Genomic DNA, 23,047 nt, shown 5'->3' with positions numbered 1-23,047 from the left:
TCGGGGCACACGGCGAAACAGGGGTGCGGCCGGGATCTGCCGGCGGGCAGCACGGTGCAGTGCCGGATCTGCTGTGGGACGACGTCCAGGACCTCTTCGACCCCCACCTGATGGGGAGCCTTCCGGACGTGTGCGTGCCCGGCACGACGGCCGAGGACCGGCAGGCGGTGTTCGATCTCGTCCGGGCACGCGGGTGGGCGTGGACGTACGTGGAGGGAGGCGCCGCCGCGCGGCTGCCCCGGGCCGCGGAGGTCCTGGTGCGTCAGGAGGGCGCGGAGACGGCGACGTTGCACGTCTCGCCGGTTCCGAGTGCTTGCGATCTTCCGGCTCATCTCGGCCGGCGAAGTCGGCTTCGACGTCGACCTCCGCGAACTGCGGGGCCAGAGGGGCGTGGACGTCCTGTGCGCCTTCCTCCGGGCCATCGGCCGCCGTCTGCGCAAGCCGGTGCTGATCTCGCCCGAGGGCGACTACGGCAACCCCGTGCTCGGGTTCGATCCCGCGGTCGGGCGCGTGGTGCTCCTGGTGGACCCCCGGTCGGGGCGACAGTTGACGTAACGTCACGCACACTGCGGCGACCGGAGGTTCGGCGTCACCAGTCGCGGGCCGCCGCCAGCAGCCGTTCACGTACGGCGGTGACGGGCGCGCGGGCGGGGGCGCCCGCCCGTCCGACCAGGAAGCCGGTGTTGATCGGCGGATCCTCCGGCGTCAGCAACTCCACCAGCGCGCCGGACGCCAGTTCCGCCTCGCACAGGTAACGGGGGAGCACCGTCACGCCCGCGCCCGCGACGACGGCGGCGAGCACGCCGCGCAGGTCGGGGACGACCACCGCGGGCCGGGCGCTCAGGCGCGTGCGGAAGACATGGCGCCAGTACCTGCGCAGGATCGGCAGGTCCTCCGCGTACGCCACCAGCGGGACCTCGCGCAGCGGGCCCGGGTCGTCGCAGGTGAGCGGTCCGATCCCGGTGGCCCACTCCGGCGTCGTCACCAGCACGAACTCCTCGTCCATCAGCGGCACCGCGGCCAGGGAGCGGCCGCGCGGCCGCACCGCCGACAGGACGAGGTCGAAGCGGCCGCCGTGCAGGCCCTCTAGCAGGTCCTCGGCGAGGCCGGTGGTGACGCGCAGCAGCACGCCCCCGGCCGCCAGCGGCGCGAGGACGGGCAGCGCCCGGACGGACAGCATCTCCGCGGGCCCCGCCAGGTGCACCGGTTCGTGGGGCGCATCCGGGCCCGGACGTCCGCGGTGGGCGACCTCGGCCAGCGCGTCCAGTGGTCCGGCGATCCGCCCGGCCAGTTCGTCGGCCACGGAGGTGGCGGCCACGCCCCGCGGGAGCCGCTCGAAGAGCTGCCGGTCGAGCTGCTGCTCCAGCGCGCGCACCTGCGCGGTCACGGTGGGCTGCGAGACGCGCAGCGTCCGCGCGGCCGTGGTGAGCGAACGGGCCCGGTAGACCGCCAGGAACGTGCGCAGCAGCCCGAGGTCCAGTGGGGCGCCGGGAGGCGGGGCGGAGGCCGCCCCGTCGTCCGGCGGGACGGCCTTGCCATCGGCATTCTGATGAGCCATGTCGACGATCCTATTGGCCCGCTGATGGATGTGCGACCTAGGGTCGGAAACGTTCCGCCGCAGGTCAACGGGCGGATCGTCACCCCCCCGCTTCACCGGGCGGCACCCCCGTGCCCCCGGAACCGAAAGGTGTACGACATGGCCACGATCCTCATCACCGGAGCGTCCGACGGGCTCGGCCGCGCCCTCGCGGAGGACCTCGCCGCCGACGGCCGGCACACCCTGCTGCTGCACGGCCGCGACCCCGAGCGCCTCGCCGAGGTCGCCGCGGCCACCGGCGGCGAGCCCCATCGGGCCGACCTCTCCTCACTCGCCGAGGTCCGGCGCCTGGCCGCCGGCATCGCCGCCCGGCACGACCGGCTGGACGTGCTCGTCAACAACGCCGGTGTCGGCTTCCACGCGGAGGGCACCAGTCGGCAGACGTCCGCCGACGGACACGAACTGCGCCTCGCCGTCAACTACCTGGCACCGGTGGTGCTGACCCGGGAGCTCCTCCCGCTGCTCCACCGCGCGGCGCCCTCCCGGATCGTGAACGTCGCCTCCATCGGCCAGCAGCCGCTCGACCTCGACGACCCCGAACTCACCCGCGGCTACACCGACGTCGCCGCCTACTGCCGCTCCAAGCTGGCGCTCATCTGCCACAGCCTCGACCTCGCAGAAGAACTCTCCGGCACCGGCATCACCGTCAACAGCGTCCACCCGGCGACCTTCATGCCCACCGCCATGTCCCGGCGCTCGGGGATGGAGGTGGTCGACTCCCTGGAGCAGGGCGTCGCCGCCACCCGGCGCCTGGTCGACGCGCCGGAGACGGCGGGCGTCACCGGCCGCTACTTCGAGGGCGAGAAGGAGGCCAGTGCGGCCGCCGAGGCCTACGACGCGCAGTACCGCAGGCGCCTCGCCGAGGTCACCGCCTCGCTGCTCTGACCTGGCGGAGCGGACTCAGTAGCGCAACCTGGCGTCCGTTCCCCAGATGTGCAGGAAGCAGTTGCGCCAGACGCGCAGCGAGGCCTCGCGGCCCTCTACGTCCTCGAGGGTGAGCTCCAGGTCCTGCAACGCCTTGACGGCGGCGACGAGTCGTCTGCCGTCGGGGTCCGTGCAGCCGACGGCCGCCGCCAGCGCCTCGAACCGCGGCCTGACAGCCTCCCAACCCGGCTCGGGCGTGAAGCGGAGCAGGAAGAACGGCATGTCACAGCCGTCGTCGGCGAGGTTGCCGATCACGGTGTCGCCCCGCATCAGCCGCCACGTCATCATGCCCCCCTGTCCGCGACGAGCGCCTCCATCAAGATCATACGGCCCGGAACCCGCGTCTCCGGGTGCTCGCGGCAGGGGGTTTGGGTCACCGCCGCACGGGCACGCGGCCGGTGAGAGGTCGTGGAGGTGCCGAGATGAGCGCGGGAGAGAAGACCAAGGCGAAGATGGAGCAGGTCGTCGGGAAGTCGGTGCGGAAGGCGGCCCACGCGATGCACAAGGAGAAGCTCGCGGCCAAGGGCGCGGCCCTCGAATCGCGCGGCAAGATGCGGGGCGCGAAGGAGAGGACCAAGGACGTCTTCAAGCACTGACCCCCACGCGCCCACCGGCGTCGGGCCCCCGTCAGGAAGCCTCGTCGGGGTGCTCCGGATCGAGTGCGGCCGCCAGGAAACGCTCACGGTCGACGACGGCACGGTCGATCTCGCCGGTCGCGACGAGCCGGCCCGTGTCGTCCACGGCCCGGACCCGGAAGGTGAGGCGGCGCCCGGTGGGGGAGGGCGGCGGGTCCGCGGAGACGTCGACCTTGCCGCCGACCGGCGTGGCGCGGACGTGCTCGACGCGCAGCGCCGTCCCGACGGTTGTCTGGCCGACCGCGGTGAAGGGTGCCGCGGCGTGCACCGTCTCCGCCTCCATCCAGGCGATGAGCTGGGGTGTGGACAGCACGGGTACGTCGCCGCTGCCCGCCGTCGTGGCGGTGTCGGCATCGGTCACTACGTGGCGCATGCGTCCACGCTAGCGCGCTGTTCTGCGTCCGGGACGCGGTCGGGCAGCAGCTTGGCGCCCCGATGTGGCGCGCGGGCGGGGACACGAGGAAGAGCGGCCTGCGAACGGTGCCCGTCACCCGTCACCGGCCCGCTTCCCCGAACGCCACGTCCGGGCGGACCACCGGGTCGACGCGAGGCCGAGTCACTACCTGCCCGCGGCCCCCGCGGAGTCCAGCCAGGCGGCGAGCACGGCCGCCTCACTGTGGTCGACGTCCTTGGTGGCGGTCAGCAGGGTGACCCTGTCGTGGGCGGCGAGGTCGCGCAGGTGCTCGACGGCGGGCCGGTGATCGGAGTCCTCCAGTTCGGCGATGTACCGGTCGCGGAACTCGGGGAAGCGCTCCGTGTCGTGGTGGTACCACTGGCGCAGGTCGGAGGACGGCGCCACGTCGCGGAGCCACTCGTCCAGGTGGGCCCGCTCCTTGCTCACGCCCCGCGGCCACAGCCGGTCGACGAGCACGCGCTTGCCCTCCTGCGCCAAGGCGTCCTCGTAGATCCGCCGGTAGCCGAACCGTCCGGCCATGGCCGTCGCCGCCTTCCCGTGGTCGCCCGGCCCCCGTGATCTTCACTCTATCGGCGGTGCGGCGCCGCGGCCCGTCCGGAGTTCCGAAGGGCGGCGGCAGGGCTCAGCCGGCCTGGTCCAGTTGCTGCTCCGCCCAGATGGTCTTCCCGCATTCCGTCGGCCGGCTGCCCCAGCGGGAGGAGAGCTGCGCCACCAGGAAGAGCCCGCGCCCGCCCTCGTCGTAGGTGCGCGCCCGGCGCAGGTGGGGGGCCGCGTTGCTCCCGTCGGTGACCTCGCAGATCAGGGAACGGTCCCTGATGAGCCGCAGACGGATGGGGGCGCGTCCGTGCCGCAGGGCGTTGGTGACGAGTTCGCTGACGATGACCTCGGTGGCGAATGCCCGGTCCTCCAGTCCCCAGGCCGCGAGCTGCGCGCTCGCCTCCTCGCGCACCGCCGCGACGGCGGCGGGATCGGCCGGTACGTCCCAGTGGGCGACGTCGGCCGCGGCCAGCGCGCGGGGCCGTGCGACGAGCAGTGCGGCGTCGTCACTGCCGCCCTCGGGCAGCAGGGCGTCCATGATGTCCTCGCAGACCGCCGTGATCGAGGACGAGGCCGTGGCCAGGGACGCCTGGAGCCTGGCGATCCCCTCGTCGAGGTCCTGTTGCCGGGATTTCACCAGCCCGTCGGTGAACAGGACCAGGAGGCAGCCGTCGGGCAGGGTCAGCTCGACCGACTCGAAGGGGAGCCCGCCCAGCCCCAGGGGCGGTCCGTCGGGGAGTTCCACCAGGTGGCTGGTGCCGTCGGGCAGCACCAGCAGGGGTTCGACGTGGGCGGCCCGGGCCATCCGGCACCGGCGCGAGACGGGGTCGTACACCGCGTAGAGGACGGACGCCCCGACCTCCGGATCGGGGGCGTTGGCCTGGGTCTCCCGGTCCAGCCGGTTCACGATGTCGTCGAGGCCGGTGAGCAGCTCCTCCGGGGGGAGGTCGACGTCGGCGAGGGTGCGTACGACCGAGCGCAGGCGGCCCATCGTCGCGGCCGCCCGCACCCCGTGTCCCACGACGTCTCCCATGACCAGGGCGACGCGCGCGCCGGACAGCGGGATCACGTCGAACCAGTCGCCGCCCACGCCCGCGGCGAGGTCGGCGGGCCGGTAGCCGTACGCGGCGTCGACCGCGTTCTGGGCGGGCGGTTCCCTGGGCAGCAGGCTCTGCTGCAGGGTCAGGGCGGTGCTGTGCTCGCGCTGGTAGGTGCGGGCGTTGTCGATCGAGATGGCGGTGGTGGCGGCCAGTTCGTCGGCGAGCAGCAGATCGTCGGAGTCGAACGCCGCCCCGCGGCGCAGGAACGTCACCACGCCCAGGGTGCTGCCGCGGGCGGTCAGGGGGGCGCAGACGGCTCCGCCGCGCGCGTCCCGGTCGAAGCCGCCCTCGCGCTCGGCCCAGATCGCGGCCTCGTGCGGCAGGTCGACCCGTACGGCCCGCCGCTCGGACAGCGCGCGGCCGGGCAGGGACCGCCGGTCCACGACGTGCCAGGGGGGCGTGCCCGGGTCGTCGGGGAGGCGGTCCGGCCGGGGGAGGGGCCACTCGCGCCCGCTCGCGGCCGCGAGCCGGACCTCCACCGGGTCGCGGGAGGCCGTACCGCCGCTTCCGAGTGCCTGCGGCAGCAGATGCACCATGGCGACGTCGGCGAGGTCGGGCACCGCGAGGTCGGTGAGTTCCTGGGCCGTCCTGCCCACGTCGAGGGAGAGCCCGATGCTGCGGCGGGCGTCGTTGAGGAGGACCAGGCGCCGGCGTGCCCAGAATTCCGCGGAGTTGTCGCGCGCCATGGAGCAGAGCCCCACCAGGGTGCCGTCCTCGTCCCGGAGCGGGTCGATGTGGATCGCCCATTCGTGGGGCCGCTTCTCGCCGGGCACCTGCTCGTGGGTGACGACGTACTGCGTCGTGCCGGTGTCGCGGGCGCGGCGGAGCGCCTCCTCGACGGCGTAGTGCTGGCTGTCGGGGGTGAGGATCTCCGTGAGCAGCCGCCCCCGCATCCGGTCGACGTCGGCGCCGAACAGCCGGACCGTGCGTTCGTTGGCCCACAGGAGGCGAAGGCCCGGGGACCACACGACGATGGCGGCGGACGACTGCGACCAGGCCCGCTCCACCATGCCGTCGGCTTCGGTCCGGTCGCCGGCGTCGCCGCTGTCCTCGCCCGCCGCGGGACTGCGCGGCCCGCTGACGAACCACACGGTGGACCTTCCGTCCGCGGACGCCGGCCGGATCAGCACGTCGGCCTCCACCGGGCGGCCCGCCTTGTCCCGGAACACGGCGCGGTCCGCCCAGCGGCGGTCGGTCAGGCCCGACGCCAGGGCCCGGCGGGCGTCGGAGTCGACGAGGTCCAGCGCGGGGCGGCCGATCACCTCGTCCCGGCGGTAGCCGAGGATGCTCTCGGCTCCGGCGCTCCAGCCGTCGACGCGGCCGTCGGGGTCGACGGAGATGACCGCGCCCTGGTGCGCGGCCGCTCCGCCGTGTGTGCCCCCCGATTCCGCTGCGTGCATGTCGGGATCGTCTCGTCCTTGGCCGTGTGTGGGGAGGCTCGCCTCCCCAGGGGGAAACTGCCGCGATGTGCGGCAGATTCCCCCGATCACCGGGGCCTACACGGACGTCGGCGTTCCGGATGTGGCGCCCGTGGCGTGAGTGGACGCGTACCGCCGGGCCGCCCCGGCCCGGCGGTACGGCGGTGTCAGGCCTGGCCGGCGGCCGTGCGGGTGTCGCCGTGGGCCTGCTCGATGCGCCGGGCGGCCTCCTCGGCGGTGGCGCCGGTGAGCAGCATCACGATGGCCGTCTTGGCGTGGCCGCCGGCGGCGGTCAGGGCCTCGGCGGCGGTGTCGGGGTCGGCCCCGGTGGCCTGGACGACCATGCGCTGTGCGCGGTCCACCAGCTTGTTGTTGGTGGCGCGCACGTCGACCATGAGGTTTCCGTAGACCTTGCCGACGCGGACCATCGACGCCGTGGAGAGCATGTTGCAGACCATCTTCTCGGCGGTGCCGCCCTTGAGCCGGGTGGAGCCGGTGAGGATCTCCGGGCCGGTGGGCACCTCGATCGGGATGTCGGCGTAGCGGCTGACGAGGGCGTCGCGGTTGCAGGCCACGGAGACGGTGACGGCGCCCCGCGTCGCGGCGTGCTGGAGGCCGCCGATGACGTAGGGGGTACGGCCGCTGGCGGCGAGGCCGACGACGGTGTCCCGTTCGTTGACGCCGATCTCGTCGAGGTCGGCGATCGCCCGGGCGGGCTCGTCCTCGGCGCCCTCGACGGCCACGATGAAGGCGCCGGGGCCACCGGAGAGCAGGCCGACGACCTGCTCGGGCGCGGTGCCGAAGGTCGGCGGGCACTCGACGGCGTCGAGCAGGCCTATCCGGCCGCTGGTGCCGGCGCCGAGGTAGATGAGGCGGCCGCCGCGGCGCAGGGACTCGGTGATGGCCTCGACGGCGGTGCCGATGTCGGGGAGCGCCTCGCGGACGGTGAGGGCGACGGTCTGGTCCTCGGCGTTCATCACGGTGAGGAGCTCGGAGACCGGCATGCGGTCCAGTTCGGCGGTCCGCTCGTTGCGGGTCTCGGTGCCGAGTGTGCTGAGGTCCACGGCGCGGTCGTCCTTTCGGTGGTGCTGGGGTGTGGTGCGGGGCCGGCCGTCAGTCGTCGGCCGGGGTGCGGCGCTGGGGCTGCGGGCGCCTGCGGCGCTGCACGGCTCCGTAGGTCTTCTGCAGTGCCGCGGTCGTGGCGTCGTAGGAGCGCTGGGCGACGCCGACGAACAGGCAGTCGATCACGGCGAGCTGGGCGATCCGGCTGACGGTGGCGCCGGACCGGAAGGGGGTCTCCCGGGCGCAGGTCGCGAGCACCAGGTCGGCGCTGTCGGCGAGGGTCGAGCCCGGGACGTTGGTGAGGGCGATGGTGGTGGCGCCGCGTTCGGCGGCCGCCTGGAGGGGTTCGACGGTGTCCTCGGTCTCCCCGGAGTGGGAGACGGCCAGTGCCACGTCGCCGGGGCCGAGGAGGGCGGCGGCGGTCAGGGCCGCGTGGCGGTCGGTCCAGATGAACGCCATGTGGCCGATGCGGTGCAGCTTCTGGTGCAGGTCCTGCCCGACGAAGGCGCTGGCGCCGACGCCGAAGATGTCCACGCGCCGGGCTCCCGCAACGGCGTCCACGGCCCGGCCGAGCGCCTCGATGTCCAGTCCGGCCCCGGAGTCCTCCAGAGCGCGGACCTCGTTGTAGACGATCTTCTGGACGATCTGCTCGAGGGTGTCGGTGGCGCTGATGTCGGTGCCCGGTGTCGGGCGCTCGCCGCCGAGCGCGTGCTCGCGGGCCGCGGCCGCGGCCAGCGCGAGCCGCAGCTGCGGGTAGTTGCCCAGCTTCATCGTCCGGCAGAAGCGCATGACCGTGGCGACCGAGGTGGTGGCCCGTTCGGCGAGGGCGCTGATGGACAGCTCGGCGGCCTGTGCGGGATCGGCCAGGACGGCTTCGGCCACCCGCCGCTCGGAGGGCGCCAGGCCGGGCAGGGCCGCGCGGATGCGGGCCAGGGTGTCGCCGCCGGAGGCGGTCTCCTGTGCCGGCTGCGCGGAGGTGCGGGTCGGGTCCTGGGAGGCCATGGATGGGTTCCCTCCTGAGTGGGTGGCGTCAGCGTAACCACGCCCCGTCGGCTGCGTCAAAAATTTACGTGATGCATTTCGTGAAGTTACTTATTGACATACGGAGGTCTGCCTTCCGATACTCGCTGCACCGCGATCCGCACCGGTCACCGCCGACCGTGACCACCCGCCGTGCCGGATCCCGTACGACACGAGGGCGTGCCGCATGACAGCAGCAGTGGCTGTGGACCTGGGGAAGACGGGCTGCCGTGCCGTGCTCATCAGCACGGACGGCACCGCCGGCCCCGTCCACGAGGTTCCGGGGGCACCCGGACTCGCAGCCGAGGGGGGTGTCGAGGCCGCGCATGGCGCGGTGCTCGCCGCCGTCCTGCCGCTGATCGAGCGGCACACTCCCGGCCGGCTCGCCGCCGTCTGCGTGGGCGCCGCCGGAGCGGCCGCGGCCCCCGAGGCCGCCCGCGCCCTCGCCGAGCTGCTGCTGCAGGACCTGCCCGCGGACGAGGTCGCCGTCACCAGCGACGCCGTCACCGCACACGCGGGCGCCCTCGGCGGGCGTACGGGCGTGGTGCTGGCCATCGGCACCGGCTCGGTCGCCATCGGCATCGGCGAGGACGGCTCGTACGCCCGCGTCGACGGCTGGGGCCCGTGGCTCGGCGACGAGGGCAGCGGCGCGTGGATCGGCGTCACCGGCCTGCGGGCGGCGCTCCGCGCCCACGACGCCCGCGGACCGTACACGGCGCTGCTGGCCGCGGCCACCCGGCGCTTCGGCGACCCGGACACGCTGCCCGCCGCGCTGGCCGCCGGCGGCAACCCCGCCCGTACCGCGGCCTCCTTCGCCCCGGACGTCGCCCACGCCGCCGCATCCGGCGACCCCGTCGCCGGCGTGATCGTCCGGGACGCCGCCACCGCACTCGGTGAGGCCGTGCTCGCCGCCGCGGCCCGGATCGGCGGCGAGATCCTGCCCGTCACCGTCACCGGCGGGCTGACCGGCCTCGGCGAACCGCTCATGGCGCCGCTGCGCGCGGCGCTCGAGGCCTCCCCGCGACCGCTGGACCCGCGGCCCCCGCTCGGGGACCCGCTGGACGGCGCTCGCCTGCTGGCACGGGACGCCACCGTGCCGCACGAACCCCACGTCGTCCGAGTCCGCCGGACGACGTCACCCACTGTCCCCACCACGCCGGTGATCCCGCCGGCTGTTGCTTAGGAGCGAGCGTGCGTCAACTCGACCTCGTCGTGATCGTCGTCTATCTGATCGCCATCGCGTGGATCGGACTGCGACTGGCCGGACGGCAGAAGACGGCGAAGGACTACTTCGTCGGCGAAGGGCACATGCCCTGGTGGACCGTCTCCTTCTCCGTGGTGGCCACCGAGACCAGCGTGCTGACCGTCATCAGCGTGCCCGGCGGTGCCTACAGCGGGCAGGGCTTCGGCAACGTCGAACTCGCCCTCGGCTACGTCATCGGCCGCGTGGTCGTCGCCACCGTGCTGATCCCCCTGTACAAGCGCGGCGGGTTCGTCAGCGCCTACCAGTACCTGGGCAACAGATTCGGGTTGAAGCTGCAAGGACTCGCCTCGGTGACCTTCGTCTTCACCCGCCTCCTCGCCGAGGGCGTCCGCCTGTTCGCCTCCGCGATCCCGATCAAGCTGCTGCTCGACGAGTTCGGCGTGCACGCGGGCTACCGCCTGATCATCATCGTCCTCACGGTGATCACCGTCGTCTACACCTACCTCGGCGGCATCAAGGCGGTCATCTGGACCGACGCCATCCAGATGGGCCTCTACCTCGGCGGCGCCATCCTCGCCATCGCCGTGCTCTCCGGCCACGTCGGCGGCAGCGGCTTCTCCGACGCCCTGCACTCGGGCCACTTCAAGCTGTTCGACACCAACTTCGACCTCGCGCACGTCCTCACCAGCCCGTTCGCCCTGCCGACCGCGATCATCGGCGGCGCCATCTTCGCGATGGCCAGCCACGGTTCCGACCAGCTGATCGTCCAGCGCGTCCTGGCCACCCGCACGCTGCGCGACGGCCAGAAGGCCATGATCGCCTCCGGCGTCTTCGTCACCCTCCAGTTCGCCGCCTTCTCGCTCGTCGGCGCGCTGCTGTGGTCGTACAACAAGGGCAAGAGCTTCTCCGAGCTGGGCCTGCACAGCTCCGACAACCTCTACCCGAACTTCATCCTGCACGGGCTGCCCGTGGTGATCTCCGGCCTGCTCGTGGCCGGCATCCTCGGCGCCGCGATGGGCTCCCTGTCCTCCGCGCTCAACTCCATGTCCAACTCGACCGTCGCCGACATCATCCACAGCTTCTTCCGCAGCACCCCCTCGGAGGAGTCGCTGCTCAAGCTCGCCCGGGTGATGACACTGGTGTGGGCCGTGCTCATGGCGGTCTTCGCCTGCGCTTTCAGCACCAGCACCGGCAACGTCTACCTGACCGGCCTGACCATCGCGGGCTACACCTACGGCGCGCTGCTCGGCGCCTTCCTGCTCGGCCGGATCGTCAGGCGCGCCAACGAGGTCGACGCGGTCGTCGCGTTCCTGGTCACGGTCGGCGTGATGACCTACATCGTGCGCTCGGTGAAGATCGACGTCACCGTGGCGGGCGCGACGGTGCCGACCGCCATCGCCGCCCAGTGGCTGGTGCCGATCGGCGTGGTGATCACCCTGGTGATCGGCGGTGTGATGAGCCTGTTCCACCCGGCCCCCGAGGTCCGCGAGGTGCACGAGGTCGAGCTGACCGACGGCGGCCCGGAGTCCGGCTCCGGCCCGGGTCGCGTCGCGGCGGGCGCGGGCGCCGAATGAGGACTCCCGGGGTGGGGGCCGCCGACGGGCGGCCCCCACCCCGGGGCACCACATGACCGCCCCGCACACAAGAGTTGGGAGAAGCAATGCGCGTGATCGGCCTGATGTCGGGCACCTCGTACGACGCCATCGAGGCGGCCGCCGCCGACCTCACCCTGGACGGCGAGACCCTGCTCATGCGGCCGCTCGGCCATCTGTCCGTGCCCTACGCCGACGGACTGCGGGACCTCATCACCGCCACGCTGCCGCCCTCGACGACGACCACCCAGGACGTCTGCGCCCTGGACACCGGCGTCGGCCAGGCCTTCGCGGGGGCCGCGGCACGCGCGCTCGACGAGCTGTGCGGGGGCGCCGCCGACCTGGTCGTGTCCCACGGCCAGACGATGCACCACTGGGTCGAGGACGGAACCGTCCGCGGCACCCTGCAACTGGGCCAGCCGGCCTGGATCGCCGAGGCCACCGGGCTGCCGGTCGTCTCCGACCTGCGCAGCAGGGACGTGGCCGCGGGCGGCCAGGGCGCCCCGCTGGTCGGCATGACCGACACCCTGCTGCTGCGCGGGCTCCCCGGAGTGCCCGCCGCGCTCAACCTCGGCGGCATCGCCAACATCACCGTCGTCGCCCCCGGCGCGGAGCCCCTGGCCTTCGACACCGGCCCCGCCAACGCCCTGCTGGACGCGGCCGTACGCCACTTCACCGGCGGCGCCGCGGCCTACGACGAGGACGGCCGCCGCGCGGCCGCCGGACGCACCGACCCCGACCTGCTCGAGGTCCTCCTCGACGACCCCTACTACCGCAGGCCCGCGCCGAAGAGCACCGGCAAGGAACTCTTCCACCTGCCGTACCTGCAGCGGGCCCTGGCCGCCGTGCCGGCACCCGGCACCGACGACGTCCTGGCCACCCTGACCAGGCTCACCGCCGTCACCGTCGCCGACGCCTGCCGGGCGCACGCGGTCACCAGCCTGGTCGTGTCCGGCGGAGGCGCCCACAACCCCGTGCTGATGCGCATGATCGGCGAGGAACTGCCCGGCGTGACGCTGCGGCCCAGCGACGACCTCGGCCTGCCCTCCGACGCCAAGGAGGCACTCGCCTTCGCCGTGCTCGGCTTCCTCACCGTCAACGGCCTGCCCGGCACCCTCACCTCGGGCACCGGCGCCCGCCGCGCCACGCTGCTGGGCAGCATCACCCCCGGCCTGGCCCCGCTGCGCCTGCCCGAACCCGCCGCACAGCCGCCCCGCCTGCTGCGGATCACCGACCCCGCCCACTGAGCGCCGCAGGCCCCCGCGTCGTACCGTCGCACCGTCGTACCCGAGGAACCATGAGCACCTCCGCCGCCACCCCCGCCCCCACGTCCCGCACCGCCGACCCCGGCCCGGCCGCGTGGCTGGCCGACTGCGTGGCCGACCCCTCCCGGGTCTCCACCGACGTGCCCCGCAGGGTCGCTGCGGCCCACGACGCCTCGCCGTACCTCTTCACACCGCAGGCCGTGGTGCGCGCCGCCTCCGCCGCCGAGGTCGGCGCGCTCATGGCCGGCGCGCGCCGGGCCGGGGTGCCGCTGACGCTGCGCTCCGGCGGTACGAGCCTGGCGGGGCAGGCCGGCGGCGACGGCGTCCTGGTGGACGTCCGTACGCACTGGCGCTCCGCCGAGGTCCTCGACGACGGCCTGCGCATCCGGCTGCAACCGGGACTCACGGTGCGCCAGGCCAACGCGCGGCTGGCCCGCCACGGGCGCCGGCTCGGTCCCGACCCGGCGAGCGAGAGCGCCTGCACCATCGGCGGGCTCGTCGCCAACAACTCCAGCGGCATGAACTGCGGCACCCAGGACAACGCCTACCGCACCATGGAGTCGCTGCAGTTCGTGCTGCCCTCGGGCACCGTCGTCGACACCGCCGCACCCGACGCGGACGCCGCCCTGCGCGCCCACGAGCCCGACCTGCACACCGGGCTGCTCCGGCTGCGCGACCGGGTCCGCGGCTCGGCCGCCTCACGCGCCACCATCGAGCGGCTGTTCGCGATGAAGAACACCATGGGCTACGGGCTCAACTCGTTCCTCGACCACACCGACCCCGCCGACATCCTCGCCCACCTGATGATCGGCAGCGAGGGCACCCTCGGCTTCGTCGGCGAGGCCGTCTTCCGTACCGTCCCCCTGCTGCCGCACACCGCCACCGGCCTGCTGATCCTGCCGGGCCTCGCCGAGGCGACCGACGCCCTGCCCGCCCTGCTGGCCGCCGGCGCCCGCACCGCCGAACTCCTCGACGCCGCCTCCCTGCGCGTCGCACAGCAGGCCGCCGACCCCGTCGACGAACTGCGCGGGCTGCGCGTGGAACACCACGCCGCCCTGCTGGTGGAGTTCGCCGAGGACAGCGCCGAAACGCTCGACGCCACCGTGGCCGCCGCCCGGCCCGTCCTGGACCGGCTGCCCGCCGTCACCGGGGCCGCGCTCACCCGCGACGCCGCGGTCCGCGGCCGGCTCTGGCACCTGCGCAAGGGCCTGTACACGGCCGTCGCCGGAGCACGCCCGGCCGGGACGACCGCGCTCCTGGAGGACATCGCGGTGCCCATGGAGCGGCTGACCGGCACCTGCGAGGGCCTGATCGGTCTCTTCGACCGGTACGGCTACCAGGACGCGGTCATCTTCGGCCACGCCCGCGACGGCAACCTGCACTTCATGCTCACCCAGGACTTCGACACCCGCGCCGAGACCGAGCGCTACGCCCGCTTCACCGACGCCATGGTCGACCTCGTCCTTGACGCCGGCGGCACGCTGAAGGCCGAGCACGGCACCGGGCGTGCCATGGCCCCCTTCGTCCACCGCCAGTACGGCGACGAACTGTACGACGTGATGCGCGAGCTCAAGCGGCTCTGCGACCCCCACGACATCCTCAACCCCGGCGTCCTGCTCACCGACGACCCGGCCGCGCACCTGCGCGACCTCAAGAGCGTCCCCCCGGTCGACCCGGCCGTCGACGCATGCGTGGAGTGCGGCTACTGCGAACCGGTCTGCCCCACCGCCGACGTCACCACCACACCCCGGCAACGCATCGCCCTGCAGCGCGAGATCGCGCTCGCCACCGCCGCCGGCGACGAGGAACGCCGCCGCGCCCTGGAGGCGGACTACGCCTACGCGGCCGTCGACAGCTGCGCGGCCGACAGCCTCTGCGTCACCGCCTGCCCCGTCACGATCGACACCGGCGCCGTCATGAAGCGCCTGCGCGCGGAGCGCCACAGCCCCACCGCCCAGCGCCTCGGCAACACCACCGCCCGGCACTGGGGGAGCGCCGTCACCGGAGTGCGCGCCGCCCTCAACACCGCCCACGTCCTGCCCGCCCCGGTCCTGCGCGGCGCCACCGGCGCGATCCGCAAGCTGGGAGCGACGGAACTGGTGCCCACCTGGTCCGGCGACATCCCGCGCGGCGGCCCCGCCCGTCCAGCGCCCCGGCACCCCGAAGGAGCGCGGGCGGTGTTCTTCGCCGCCTGCATCGGCAGCGTCTTCGCCCCCGAAGGGGACTCCGGCGGCGCGGCCGCCGCCTTCCTGCGGCTGTGCGAACGCGCCGGCGTCCAGGTCACGGTCCCCGACGGCCTGACCGGCCTGTGCTGCGGCACGCCATGGCAGTCCAAGGGCTACACCGACGGGCACCGCACCATGGCCGGCCGGACCCTAGAGGCACTGTGGGAGGCCAGCGACGGCGGGCGGCTGCCGGTCGTGTGCGACGCCTCCTCCTGCACCCACGGCCTCGAGCAACTGGCCGACACCCTCGCGGAGTCCGAGCGCGCCCGCTACTCGGCCCTGCGGTTCGTCGACAGCGTCGCCTTCACCGCCGAGCACCTGCTCCCCGCCCTGCCCGCCGCGCGCCGCATGCGCACCATGGCCCTGCACCCCACCTGCTCCACCGTCCACCTGGGCATCGACGCCGCCCTGCGCCACGTCGCGGCCGCGGTCAGCGACAAGGTCACCGTCCCCGACAACTGGGGCTGCTGCGCCTTCGCCGGGGACCGGGGCCTGCTCCACCCCGAGGTCACGCAGTCCGCGACGGCCGCCCAGGCGGCGGAGATCGCCGCCGGCGCGTTCGACGCGTACGCCTCGTGCAACCGCACCTGCGAGATGGGCATGACCCGCGCCACCGGCCGCCCCTACCGGCACGTCCTGGAACTGCTGGACGAGGCGACCGCCTGACCGGGACGGGCGGGCGGGCTCAGTGCCCGCCCAGCCCCGGCAGGCACGCCCCGTCCGCGGTGCGCCCGACCACCTCGGCGTCCGCCTTCCCCGTGCCGTCCACGGAGCCGTTGACGCAGACCCGCCCCTCGCCACCGCCGACCAGCACGTCGCGCAGGGGGTCGAAACGGGCGCCCCGCAGATCGACCTGATCGGGCGTCAGCGAAAGGGCCCGCGCCGCCGCCGCGCGCAGGGCGTCCTGCGAGGTCCCCGAGGCCGCCAGCTTCTTCAGGACCGCCGCCAGAGCTTCGGCCTTCGGCAACGCCTGCCGCCGCTGCTCCTCGGTGATCGGCATGGGACTGCGGAAGGCGTGGTTCTCCGCGACCCGCTGATTCCAGTCGAAGGTGATGCACGGCGAGGGTTCCGCCTGCGGAGCCTCCGGCGGCGGGCAGAAGCCCTTCGGCGGGCGGTCCCGGCCCACGGTTTCGGGGGTGGCGGTCGGATCGGCGCACCCTGCGACGGTGACCGCGAGCAGGACCAGCCCCAGCGTGCCGGCGAAGCGGCGGCGAGCGTATGTCATGTCTCGATCATGGCAGGGGTCGTGAGGGCGGCGCGGGGCGGCCTCGCGTCACGCCGCGCCGCCCGCGTCGTCGCCGGACTCGTCCCATCCGTCCCAGTCCTCTTCTGGGAGCCGGGCGTTCACCCATCCGGCGTTGAGCACCAGCCGGGAGGTCCGGTGCACCGTCAGGAAGCCGATCGACCCGGTGAATTCGGCGTCCACCTGCTTCGCCGTGGACGGCGCCACGCCCCCCGCGATACCGCTGATCGCCGTGACGGCGGCGGAGCGGTAGCCCAGCGCGCTGAAGGCGGCTGTCACGGTCTGCCCGGCGGCGCCGACCGCCAGCGGCCTACGGCTGATGCCGGGGAAGTGGCCGCGGGAGTCGTCCGTGGCCGCAGCGAGCCCGAACAGCCCGGCGTGGTCGAGCAGATCGTGGTGTGCCGTCACCTCGAACGGCACCGTGGTCACCGACAGATACGGCCGGCGGTCCCAGCCGTGCACGCGCGACACCGTGACCCCGGGCCCGGGCTCCCCGTACGGCAGCCGGTCCCCGGGGACGGCCGGGTACGCACGCCGCAGCGCGCCCACGCCCGCCGTGAGCACCTCGCCCCCGGGCACGCCCGTCTCGCCGCGCAGCAGATGGACGTCGATCCCGCCGGTGCCCAGCACCTTCAGCACCGTCACCCGGCCGCACGGAGCCTCCACCACCTCGACGCGGTCCAGCAAGGCGGTGGTCCGGTACAGTACGCCGCCGTGCTCGTCGAACGGCCGGAGCCAGTCCGTCCTGACCGTCAGCGCACCGGCCAGCACGAGTTCCGTCCCCTCGCCGAAGGGGATCGGGAGTCGGGGGACCAGACCGCCGGAGCGTTTGTCGGCCCAGGCGTCCAGCGCCGCGCGGTCGGCGGCGACGTCACCGCTCAAGACGCCGTGCGAGGCCGGAGGCAGCGCGCCGGCCCATCCGGGCTCCAGCGGCACCGTGGCCCTGCTCCACAGCCCGATGGCGGAGGCCACGCCGGGCAGCGCGTCGAGTCGCGCCAGCAGCCGCCCCGCGGCCCCGGCGGCCTCACCGGCCCCTACCCCCGTCGCCCGCTCGAGCTCGTCCCGGGCCGCACCGTCCGCACCGGCCGCCAGCAGGGCCAGCAGCGGCCACACCCCCGCGGCGGAGAACACGGTCTCCTCGCTCCGCCGCAGCGCCCGACCCGCCCACCCCGAGGTCAGCGCGTTGACCGCGCGCACCGTCCTCGCGTCTCCCATGACCCGCGACCCTGGCAGCGCGCCCGTCTGACGCCAACCGGGTTTCCCACAAGCTCAAATGAGGCTCAAGAGGGAGGGACAGGACACCCTCCCGCGGTTACGATGCAGGTCATGTAGCTGTTGACACATGGGGGAGAGCTGCTGTGGTCGAACTCGGGATTCTTCTGTTCGTGCTCGTGTCCTTCGTGGCGTATCTGGTCGTCAAGCTCCTGCGCCGCAGCAACCGCCGCACGGAGAACGCCGACGGCCTGCTGATCGAGCAGGCCCGCCGCCGGCAGGCCAGCGACGACCGTTGGACGTACAACTCGGCGTCCGTGCACAACGCCCCCCTCACTCACGACCCGAACGTGTTCCGCCCCTGACCGGCGGCCGCGGCCGGCCGGAGGCCGGAACGCCGGTGACGCGTCTTCAGCGCATCGGCTCCTCATCCGGACCGGCCGGCTGCGGACCGGGCGGCTTCGGGCCGGGCGGCGTGAAGCACGCCGTTATCGTCTTGCCGTGGTGCTGGGCGTGCGTCTGCCAGTGGTCGGCGAGGCCGTCCACGAGCGCCAGGCCGCGCCCGCCGGTGGCGTTCTCGTCGGCGTCGCGCGGGGTGGGCACCGTGTCGTCGTCATCGTGGACGCTGACGTGCAGGCACCGGCTGTCCCAGGTGAGGACGACCTCGGCGTCGCTGTGGGCGTGGACGTGTGCGTTCGTGATGAGCTCCGATACGGCCAGCAGGATGTCGTCCACCGTGCCGGGCGCGTCCTTCGTCCAGTCCAGGGCGGCGAGATGGTCCCGCGTCCACCGGCGGCCGGCCCTGACCCCGCCGGACACGGGGAACGACCGCGCCCAGCCGACGGCCCTCAATGATGCGTCGGCCATCGGAGTGCTCCCTTCTGCTCCGTGACGGCAGAAGTACGCCTACCCCGCCTGCCGTCGCCCATGGCGGCGCGAACGGACGGCGCGGCCCCGGACACCGAAGGGTGTCCGGGACCCGCGCCTGGGGCTCGCTGCGGGCGGGGGAGGTCAGACCGCGCCGCGCCAGGAGCCGCTCTCCATGCCGCGGGCCTCGATGTACGCCTTGAAGCGCTTGAGGTCGCCCTTGGCCTGGCGCCTGACGACGCCCAGCTTGTCGGCCACCGTCTCGGCCACGCCGTGCGGCTCGTGCACGAGTTGCAGCATCACCTTGGTGTGCCGGTCGTCCAGGCGGTGGAAGGTGACCACCCCCGCCTGGTGGACGTCGCCGCCGACCGTGGTCCAGGCGACCCTCTCGTCGGGGATCTGCTCGCTGATCTCGGCGTCGAACTCGCGCGTAACGCCGTCGACCTCGGTGACCCAGTGCGTCAGGGTCGGCGTGCGCTGCTCTATGCGTTCCACCCCCTCCATGAAGTGGGGGAACTCCTCGAACTGCGTCCACTGGTTGTACGCCGTCGTGACCGGCACCGCGACCTCGACAGACTCCTCAACCGTCGACATGTGCCCACCTTTCGGGTCGGCATCCGCTTCGGGATGCGGCGTCTTTCGCCTCGTGGCCCGCGCCTGCCCGGACGGGACGGTGCCAAACGGCCCCGCCTGAACCGCCTTCGGGCCCATGCGAGGGTCCCCGCCGTTTCGCCACGGCGGGGACCTCGTGCGGCGGCGGCTCAGACGGCGGCGCGGGTGCGCTGCTTGGCGGCGCTGATGACGTCGGGACGTCCGCGGTGCTGCCGCTCGTAGTCCATGGCCTGCCGGGCCAGCAGCGGTTCGGCTCCGCGCAGCCGCGCGGTGATCTGATCCGGGCTCATGGTGTCGTAGCCGGGCCAGGGCTGGTTGCCGCGCAGGTTCTCGATGGCGTTCAGGATGCCGACCCGGTCGCCGTGCTCCCGTTCGTAGTCCTCGATCATCGAGAGGTCCGCCTGCGAGAACAGGCGCAGCCGCTGGATGATCTCGGCGACGGGCAGCCGGTCGTAGTCGGCCAGCGGCAGGTCCACGGTGCGGGCCATCGGTGCCTGGGCCCTCGGGGCCTTCCCGGCCGGGCGCCCGGCGTCTCCGGCGGGACGGGCGGTCGGGCGCCCGCCGCCCGTCCAGACGGCCTGCAGCCGCTGGGCGGTGGCGCGCAGCGTGCGGACGGCGGCGTCGGCGATGCCGGCCGCGCCGTGGGGGTGGTGGCCGTTGCCGGCCGCGGTGGTGGCCAGCGCCAGCGCCTGGTCCTCGACGCTGGACTCCAGCTCGCGCAGCAGTTGTTCGTCCTGCCGGCGCAGCGTGCTCAGCAGCGCGGCGGCGCGGTCGTCCTGGGCGAGGGTGGCGATGCTCTCGCCGGCGCGGCAGGCGGCGAGTGCCCGCGCGGTGGCGGTGTACTCGTCCTCGGTGTTCCTGAGCAACTGGTGCTCGTCGGCGTGCGCCCCTCCCGGCAGCATCCCGCGCACCATGCGGGCGCCGATGTGCAGGGGCGCCATCGCGGTGTGGAACGCGCCCGCCGACGCGGTGCGGACCATGTCGCCGGTGTCCCGGAGCAGATGGCGCGGGCGCATGTCCCGGACGTGGGTTTCGATCCGGGCGATGTGGTGCTGGGTCTGGGCGGCATGACGTTCCAGGGTCTGCCGATGGGGACCGACCGGGGTGACGGCCATGTCGGCCCGGAACCGGTCGACCACCGCGGCGTGTGCCTCCCGCACATCCTCGAGCGCGGGTATGAGCGCATCCGTCGTCAATGTCATGCCTGCTCCCTTGTGGGGGTGTCGTGGCGGCCGTGAGGGCCGCCCTGCCGTGCGGCGGCGCCGCCGGGTGGGCGGGCACCGGCACCAGCGTGGGCGACGCGGAGGAAGATCGCCCGGCGAGGGACCCGGGGCCGGGGCGCGCCCCGGCGCCCGGGGCCGGTCCCGGCGGACAGCCGAGGGGCGCCCCGGCCGGCGGCCCGGTTAGCCCGTCCAGGTGACGGGCGGCCCGGCTCGGCGCGCTCGGCGCGGGCCCGCGGACACCGCGGCGGCCGCCGTCACGGGGGACGGCGGCCGCCGGTGCTCGTTCTCGTACCGGACGAGGCGGGGTCAGCCCGAGGCCAGGCGCCTCGCCGCGTCCGCGATGTGCGTGCGGGAGATGCCGGCGGCGTCCATCAGTTCCTCCGCCGTGCCGGAGCCGGGCAGGTCGCGGACGGCCAGGTGGGCGAAGGCCGGGCCCTGGTGCCGTGCGGCGAGGGCCGACAGGACGGCCTCGCCCAGGCCGCCCTCGGGGTGGTGGTCCTCGGCGACGACGAGGGCACCGGTGTCGCGGGCGGCGCGTGCGAGGGCGTCGGCGTCCACGGGCTTGACCGAGTACAGGTCGATCACCCGGGCGGTGATGCCCTCACCGGCCAGCGCGTCGGCCGCCGCCAGGCACTCGTGCAGCGTGACCCCGGCCCCGACGAGGGTGACCTCGTCGTCGCCGGACTGCCGCAGGGTCTTGGAACCGCCCACGGGGAAGGACTCGTCCGGCCCGTACAGGACGGGATACGCCCCGCGCGTGGTGCGCAGGTACGAGATGCCGTCGAGGTCGGCCTGGGCTGCCGTCAGCGCGGCCGCGGACGTGGCGTCACTGGGGTACAGCACCGTGGAGCCGTGGACCGCGCGCATCATCGCCAGGTCCTCCACGCCCATCTGCGACGGCCCGTCCGCACCGATCTCCACGCCGCAGTGGCTGCCCGACAGGGCCATCGAGATCTGCGAGATGGCCGCCATGCGGATGAAGTCGTGGGCCCGCGTGAGGAAGGCCGCGAACGTCGCGGCGTACGGACGGTAGCCGCGCACGGCCATGCCCACGGCGGAGGCGATCATCTGCTGCTCGGCGATGTACGTCTCGAAGTACCGGTCGGGGTAGGCCTTGCCGAAGTCCTCCGCGTGCGTGGAGTTGCCGACCTCGGCGTCCAGCACCACGACGTCGGGGCGGACGCCGACGGCGACGAGCGCCTTGCCGAAGGCGACCCGGGTGGCGACCTCGTCCCCGAGCTGGAAGTGCGGCAGGTCCATGGGGGCCGTGGCCGCCATCGGCGGGCGCGGCGCGGCCTCGGGCGGCCGCGGGCCGCGGACGGTGAGGTGACGTACGCCCCCGAGCTCCGCGATGGCGTGCTCCGCGAGGTCCGGCGGCAGCGGCTTGCCGTGCCAGCCCTCGTGGTCGGCGACCTCAGGGACGCCCTGGCCCTTCACCGTCCTGGCCACGATGACGGTGGGCCCCTGCCCGTCGGCGGCGGTGGTCAGCGCCCGGTCGACGGACTGGAGGTCGTGGCCGTCGACGACCAGGGCACGGCAGCCGAAGGCCTCGACGCGGCGGGCGTACGCCTCGGTGTCCCACTGCAGTTCCGTCGGGCCGCGCTGGCCGAGCCGGTTGACGTCCACGATCGCCACGAAGTTGGGCAGATTCCGCTGGCCGGCCTTGTCGAGGGCCTCCCAGACCGAGCCCTCGGCCATCTCGCTGTCGCCGCACAACACCCACACCCGGTACGGCTCGTGCTCCAGGTCGCGTCCCGCCGTGGCGATGCCCACGCCGTAGGCGATGCCCTGGCCCAGCGATCCGGTCGCCACGTCCACCCAGGGGAGGACGGGCGTGGGGTGGCCCTGGAGGCGCGCTCCGAACGTGCGGTACGTCGTCATGAGTTCCTGCTCGTCGACGGCGCCCGCGGCGTGGAACATCGCGTACAGCAGGGGAGAGGCGTGCCCCTTGGAGAAGATCAGGTGGTCGTTGGCCGGGTTCTTCGGCTGCTGCCAGTCGTACCTGAGGTGACGGGCCATCAGCACGGCCATCAGGTCGGCGGCGGACAGACTGGAGGTGGGGTGGCCCGAGCCGGCCGCGGTGCTGGCCCGCACGGAATCCACACGGAGCTGCTGGGCGAGTTCGAAGACCTGTTCCAGGTCGCTGTCGGGCCCGATCGGGCGGGCGGCGGCTTTCTGGTCCGTCATGACGGATTCCCTCTTCGCACGGAGGACTCTTCGTACCTGATGCCTGCTACCCACCGGTTTGGGCGGCACTCGTCTCGGCCGGCCGGCGTCAGCGCAGGGGCCCGCGGCGCGAACGCCGCCACCTGACCCCGACGAAGACCAGATCGATCACGAGCACGACGATGCCGATGATCAGCAGGTAGAACAGACCGTCGGCGACCACGCCGATGAGGCCGAGGACGACGGCCGCCAGGAGCAGGAAGAGAAAGAGCGCCATGGTCGGAACACCTCCCCGGTGCGACGTGGTGCGCTCAGCGCCGGGCGAGCTTGCGTTCGCCGCCGGCGCCCGGGTGGTAGGCCATGTCGTAGTACTGGAAGATCTCCCCTTCCTGCTCGACGGGCAGGACGTCGTCCGTCCCGATGGACGGAGCCTTCTTCACCAGTCCCTTGGACTGGGCGACCTGGACGTAACCGGGCCCCACGACCGCCTCGTCGAGGGGGACGAACACCAGTCGCTGCCGCGTGGGCAGCCCGGTGCGCACCGTCGCCATGGAGGGCTGGTCGGTGGCGGTGTCGACGTAGACCGCCTCCAGCGCGCCGATCTTGTGACCCTTGGGGTCGATGACGTCGCGGTCGCGCCACTCGCGGATATCGGCTGAATGGATCATGAGCTGCTCCTCGGTGGAGCGCCGGAATGGCGCGGTGCCCCGGCGTGGCCGCACCGGGACCG

The 23,047-nt window shown here is 73.8% G+C and carries 22 protein-coding genes and 1 pseudogene; 8 read left to right on the top strand and 15 right to left on the bottom strand.

All coding sequences use genetic code 11. The annotated features are described in order from the left end of the window. Positions 1-110 precede the first annotated feature (110 nt). Positions 111-555, top strand: a pseudogene (locus tag CHF15_RS28150) (hypothetical protein). 34 nt (positions 556-589) lie between these two features. On the opposite strand, the gene CHF15_RS28145 reads toward CHF15_RS28150, so the two are convergent. Then, entirely contained in the window at positions 590-1,558 is a 969-nt protein-coding gene (locus tag CHF15_RS28145; RefSeq protein WP_089226685.1) for a LysR family transcriptional regulator, read from the bottom strand. Between the two features lie 138 nt (positions 1,559-1,696). On the opposite strand from CHF15_RS28145, the gene CHF15_RS28140 reads away from it, so the two are divergent. Further along, positions 1,697-2,482: an SDR family NAD(P)-dependent oxidoreductase gene (locus tag CHF15_RS28140; protein WP_089226709.1), complete on the top strand. Its 786-nt coding sequence runs from the start codon at positions 1,697-1,699 to the stop codon at positions 2,480-2,482. 15 nt (positions 2,483-2,497) lie between these two features. Here the strand turns inward: CHF15_RS28140 and CHF15_RS28135 are convergent, their stop codons facing one another. Further along, the gene (locus CHF15_RS28135) at positions 2,498-2,809 is read right to left on the bottom strand and encodes a hypothetical protein (protein ID WP_089226684.1); all 312 of its coding nucleotides are present in this window, start codon (positions 2,807-2,809) and stop codon (positions 2,498-2,500) included. A gap of 134 nt (positions 2,810-2,943) precedes the next feature. Here CHF15_RS28135 and CHF15_RS45100 point away from each other — a divergent pair, with 134 nt between their 5' ends. After that, positions 2,944-3,117 (top strand): hypothetical protein, encoded by a 174-nt coding sequence (locus CHF15_RS45100; RefSeq protein ID WP_018557743.1) that lies wholly within the window; start codon positions 2,944-2,946, stop codon positions 3,115-3,117. 31 nt (positions 3,118-3,148) lie between these two features. On the opposite strand, the gene CHF15_RS28130 is transcribed toward CHF15_RS45100, so the two are convergent. The 5 genes from CHF15_RS28130 to CHF15_RS28110 form a co-directional block, all read right to left on the bottom strand. Next, positions 3,149-3,529: a thioesterase family protein gene (locus CHF15_RS28130; RefSeq protein WP_089226683.1), complete on the bottom strand. Its 381-nt coding sequence runs from the start codon at positions 3,527-3,529 to the stop codon at positions 3,149-3,151. 186 nt (positions 3,530-3,715) lie between these two features. Further along, entirely contained in the window at positions 3,716-4,090 is a 375-nt protein-coding gene (locus tag CHF15_RS28125; RefSeq protein WP_089226682.1) for a DUF488 domain-containing protein, read from the bottom strand. Positions 4,091-4,193: 103 nt separating this feature from the next. Further along, entirely contained in the window at positions 4,194-6,608 is a 2,415-nt protein-coding gene (locus CHF15_RS28120) for a SpoIIE family protein phosphatase (RefSeq protein ID WP_089226681.1), read from the bottom strand. Between the two features lie 185 nt (positions 6,609-6,793). Beyond that, the gene (gene murQ / locus CHF15_RS28115) at positions 6,794-7,690 is read right to left on the bottom strand and encodes an N-acetylmuramic acid 6-phosphate etherase (RefSeq protein ID WP_089226680.1); all 897 of its coding nucleotides are present in this window, start codon (positions 7,688-7,690) and stop codon (positions 6,794-6,796) included. Positions 7,691-7,739: 49 nt separating this feature from the next. Then, complete coding sequence (locus tag CHF15_RS28110; RefSeq protein WP_089226679.1) at positions 7,740-8,690, bottom strand: MurR/RpiR family transcriptional regulator; 951 nt, start codon at positions 8,688-8,690, stop codon at positions 7,740-7,742. A 205-nt stretch (positions 8,691-8,895) separates the two neighbouring features. Between CHF15_RS28110 and CHF15_RS28105 the strand changes: the two genes are divergently transcribed. The 4 genes from CHF15_RS28105 to CHF15_RS28090 all read left to right on the top strand — a co-directional run bounded on the left by CHF15_RS28105 (position 8,896) and on the right by CHF15_RS28090 (position 15,660). Further along, the gene (locus CHF15_RS28105) at positions 8,896-9,891 is read left to right on the top strand and encodes an N-acetylglucosamine kinase (RefSeq protein ID WP_089226678.1); all 996 of its coding nucleotides are present in this window, start codon (positions 8,896-8,898) and stop codon (positions 9,889-9,891) included. An 8-nt stretch (positions 9,892-9,899) separates the two neighbouring features. Beyond that, entirely contained in the window at positions 9,900-11,486 is a 1,587-nt protein-coding gene (locus tag CHF15_RS28100) for a sodium:solute symporter (RefSeq protein WP_089226677.1), read from the top strand. 86 nt (positions 11,487-11,572) lie between these two features. Further along, the gene (locus tag CHF15_RS28095; RefSeq protein ID WP_089226676.1) at positions 11,573-12,751 is read left to right on the top strand and encodes an anhydro-N-acetylmuramic acid kinase; all 1,179 of its coding nucleotides are present in this window, start codon (positions 11,573-11,575) and stop codon (positions 12,749-12,751) included. Between the two features lie 50 nt (positions 12,752-12,801). Next, positions 12,802-15,660 (top strand): FAD-binding and (Fe-S)-binding domain-containing protein, encoded by a 2,859-nt coding sequence (locus CHF15_RS28090; protein WP_089226675.1) that lies wholly within the window; start codon positions 12,802-12,804, stop codon positions 15,658-15,660. Positions 15,661-15,679: 19 nt separating this feature from the next. On the opposite strand, the gene CHF15_RS28085 is transcribed toward CHF15_RS28090, so the two are convergent. Together CHF15_RS28085 and CHF15_RS28080 are read right to left on the bottom strand one after the other, a co-directional pair. Then, complete coding sequence (locus CHF15_RS28085; RefSeq protein ID WP_089226674.1) at positions 15,680-16,219, bottom strand: precorrin-3B C(17)-methyltransferase; 540 nt, start codon at positions 16,217-16,219, stop codon at positions 15,680-15,682. A gap of 48 nt (positions 16,220-16,267) precedes the next feature. Next, positions 16,268-17,452 (bottom strand): serpin family protein, encoded by a 1,185-nt coding sequence (locus CHF15_RS28080; RefSeq protein WP_089226673.1) that lies wholly within the window; start codon positions 17,450-17,452, stop codon positions 16,268-16,270. Between the two features lie 143 nt (positions 17,453-17,595). On the opposite strand from CHF15_RS28080, the gene CHF15_RS28075 reads away from it, so the two are divergent. Continuing rightward, positions 17,596-17,814 (top strand): hypothetical protein, encoded by a 219-nt coding sequence (locus CHF15_RS28075; RefSeq protein WP_089226672.1) that lies wholly within the window; start codon positions 17,596-17,598, stop codon positions 17,812-17,814. A gap of 46 nt (positions 17,815-17,860) precedes the next feature. On the opposite strand, the gene CHF15_RS28070 is transcribed toward CHF15_RS28075, so the two are convergent. The 6 genes from CHF15_RS28070 to CHF15_RS28050 all read right to left on the bottom strand — a co-directional run bounded on the left by CHF15_RS28070 (position 17,861) and on the right by CHF15_RS28050 (position 22,985). Then, complete coding sequence (locus tag CHF15_RS28070) at positions 17,861-18,316, bottom strand: ATP-binding protein (protein ID WP_179279996.1); 456 nt, start codon at positions 18,314-18,316, stop codon at positions 17,861-17,863. A gap of 144 nt (positions 18,317-18,460) precedes the next feature. Further along, positions 18,461-18,910: an SRPBCC family protein gene (locus CHF15_RS28065; RefSeq protein WP_089226671.1), complete on the bottom strand. Its 450-nt coding sequence runs from the start codon at positions 18,908-18,910 to the stop codon at positions 18,461-18,463. 167 nt (positions 18,911-19,077) lie between these two features. Further along, positions 19,078-20,130: a hypothetical protein gene (locus CHF15_RS28060; protein ID WP_143681647.1), complete on the bottom strand. Its 1,053-nt coding sequence runs from the start codon at positions 20,128-20,130 to the stop codon at positions 19,078-19,080. A 327-nt stretch (positions 20,131-20,457) separates the two neighbouring features. Beyond that, positions 20,458-22,338, bottom strand: a complete 1,881-nt coding sequence (locus tag CHF15_RS28055) for a transketolase (RefSeq protein ID WP_089226669.1) — start codon at positions 22,336-22,338, stop codon at positions 20,458-20,460. An 88-nt stretch (positions 22,339-22,426) separates the two neighbouring features. Continuing rightward, on the bottom strand, positions 22,427-22,594 hold the full coding sequence (locus CHF15_RS45095; RefSeq protein ID WP_179279995.1) for a hypothetical protein: 168 nt from the start codon (positions 22,592-22,594) through the stop codon (positions 22,427-22,429). 34 nt (positions 22,595-22,628) lie between these two features. Next, entirely contained in the window at positions 22,629-22,985 is a 357-nt protein-coding gene (locus CHF15_RS28050; protein WP_089226668.1) for a PRC-barrel domain-containing protein, read from the bottom strand. Positions 22,986-23,047: the final 62 nt, after the last annotated feature.

The sequence above is a fragment of the Actinacidiphila glaucinigra genome (assembly GCF_900188405.1).
Lineage (GTDB): Bacteria > Actinomycetota > Actinomycetes > Streptomycetales > Streptomycetaceae > Actinacidiphila > Actinacidiphila glaucinigra.
Note: the sequence above shows the minus strand (reverse complement) of the source record. Positions and strands in the feature narration are given on the sequence as shown.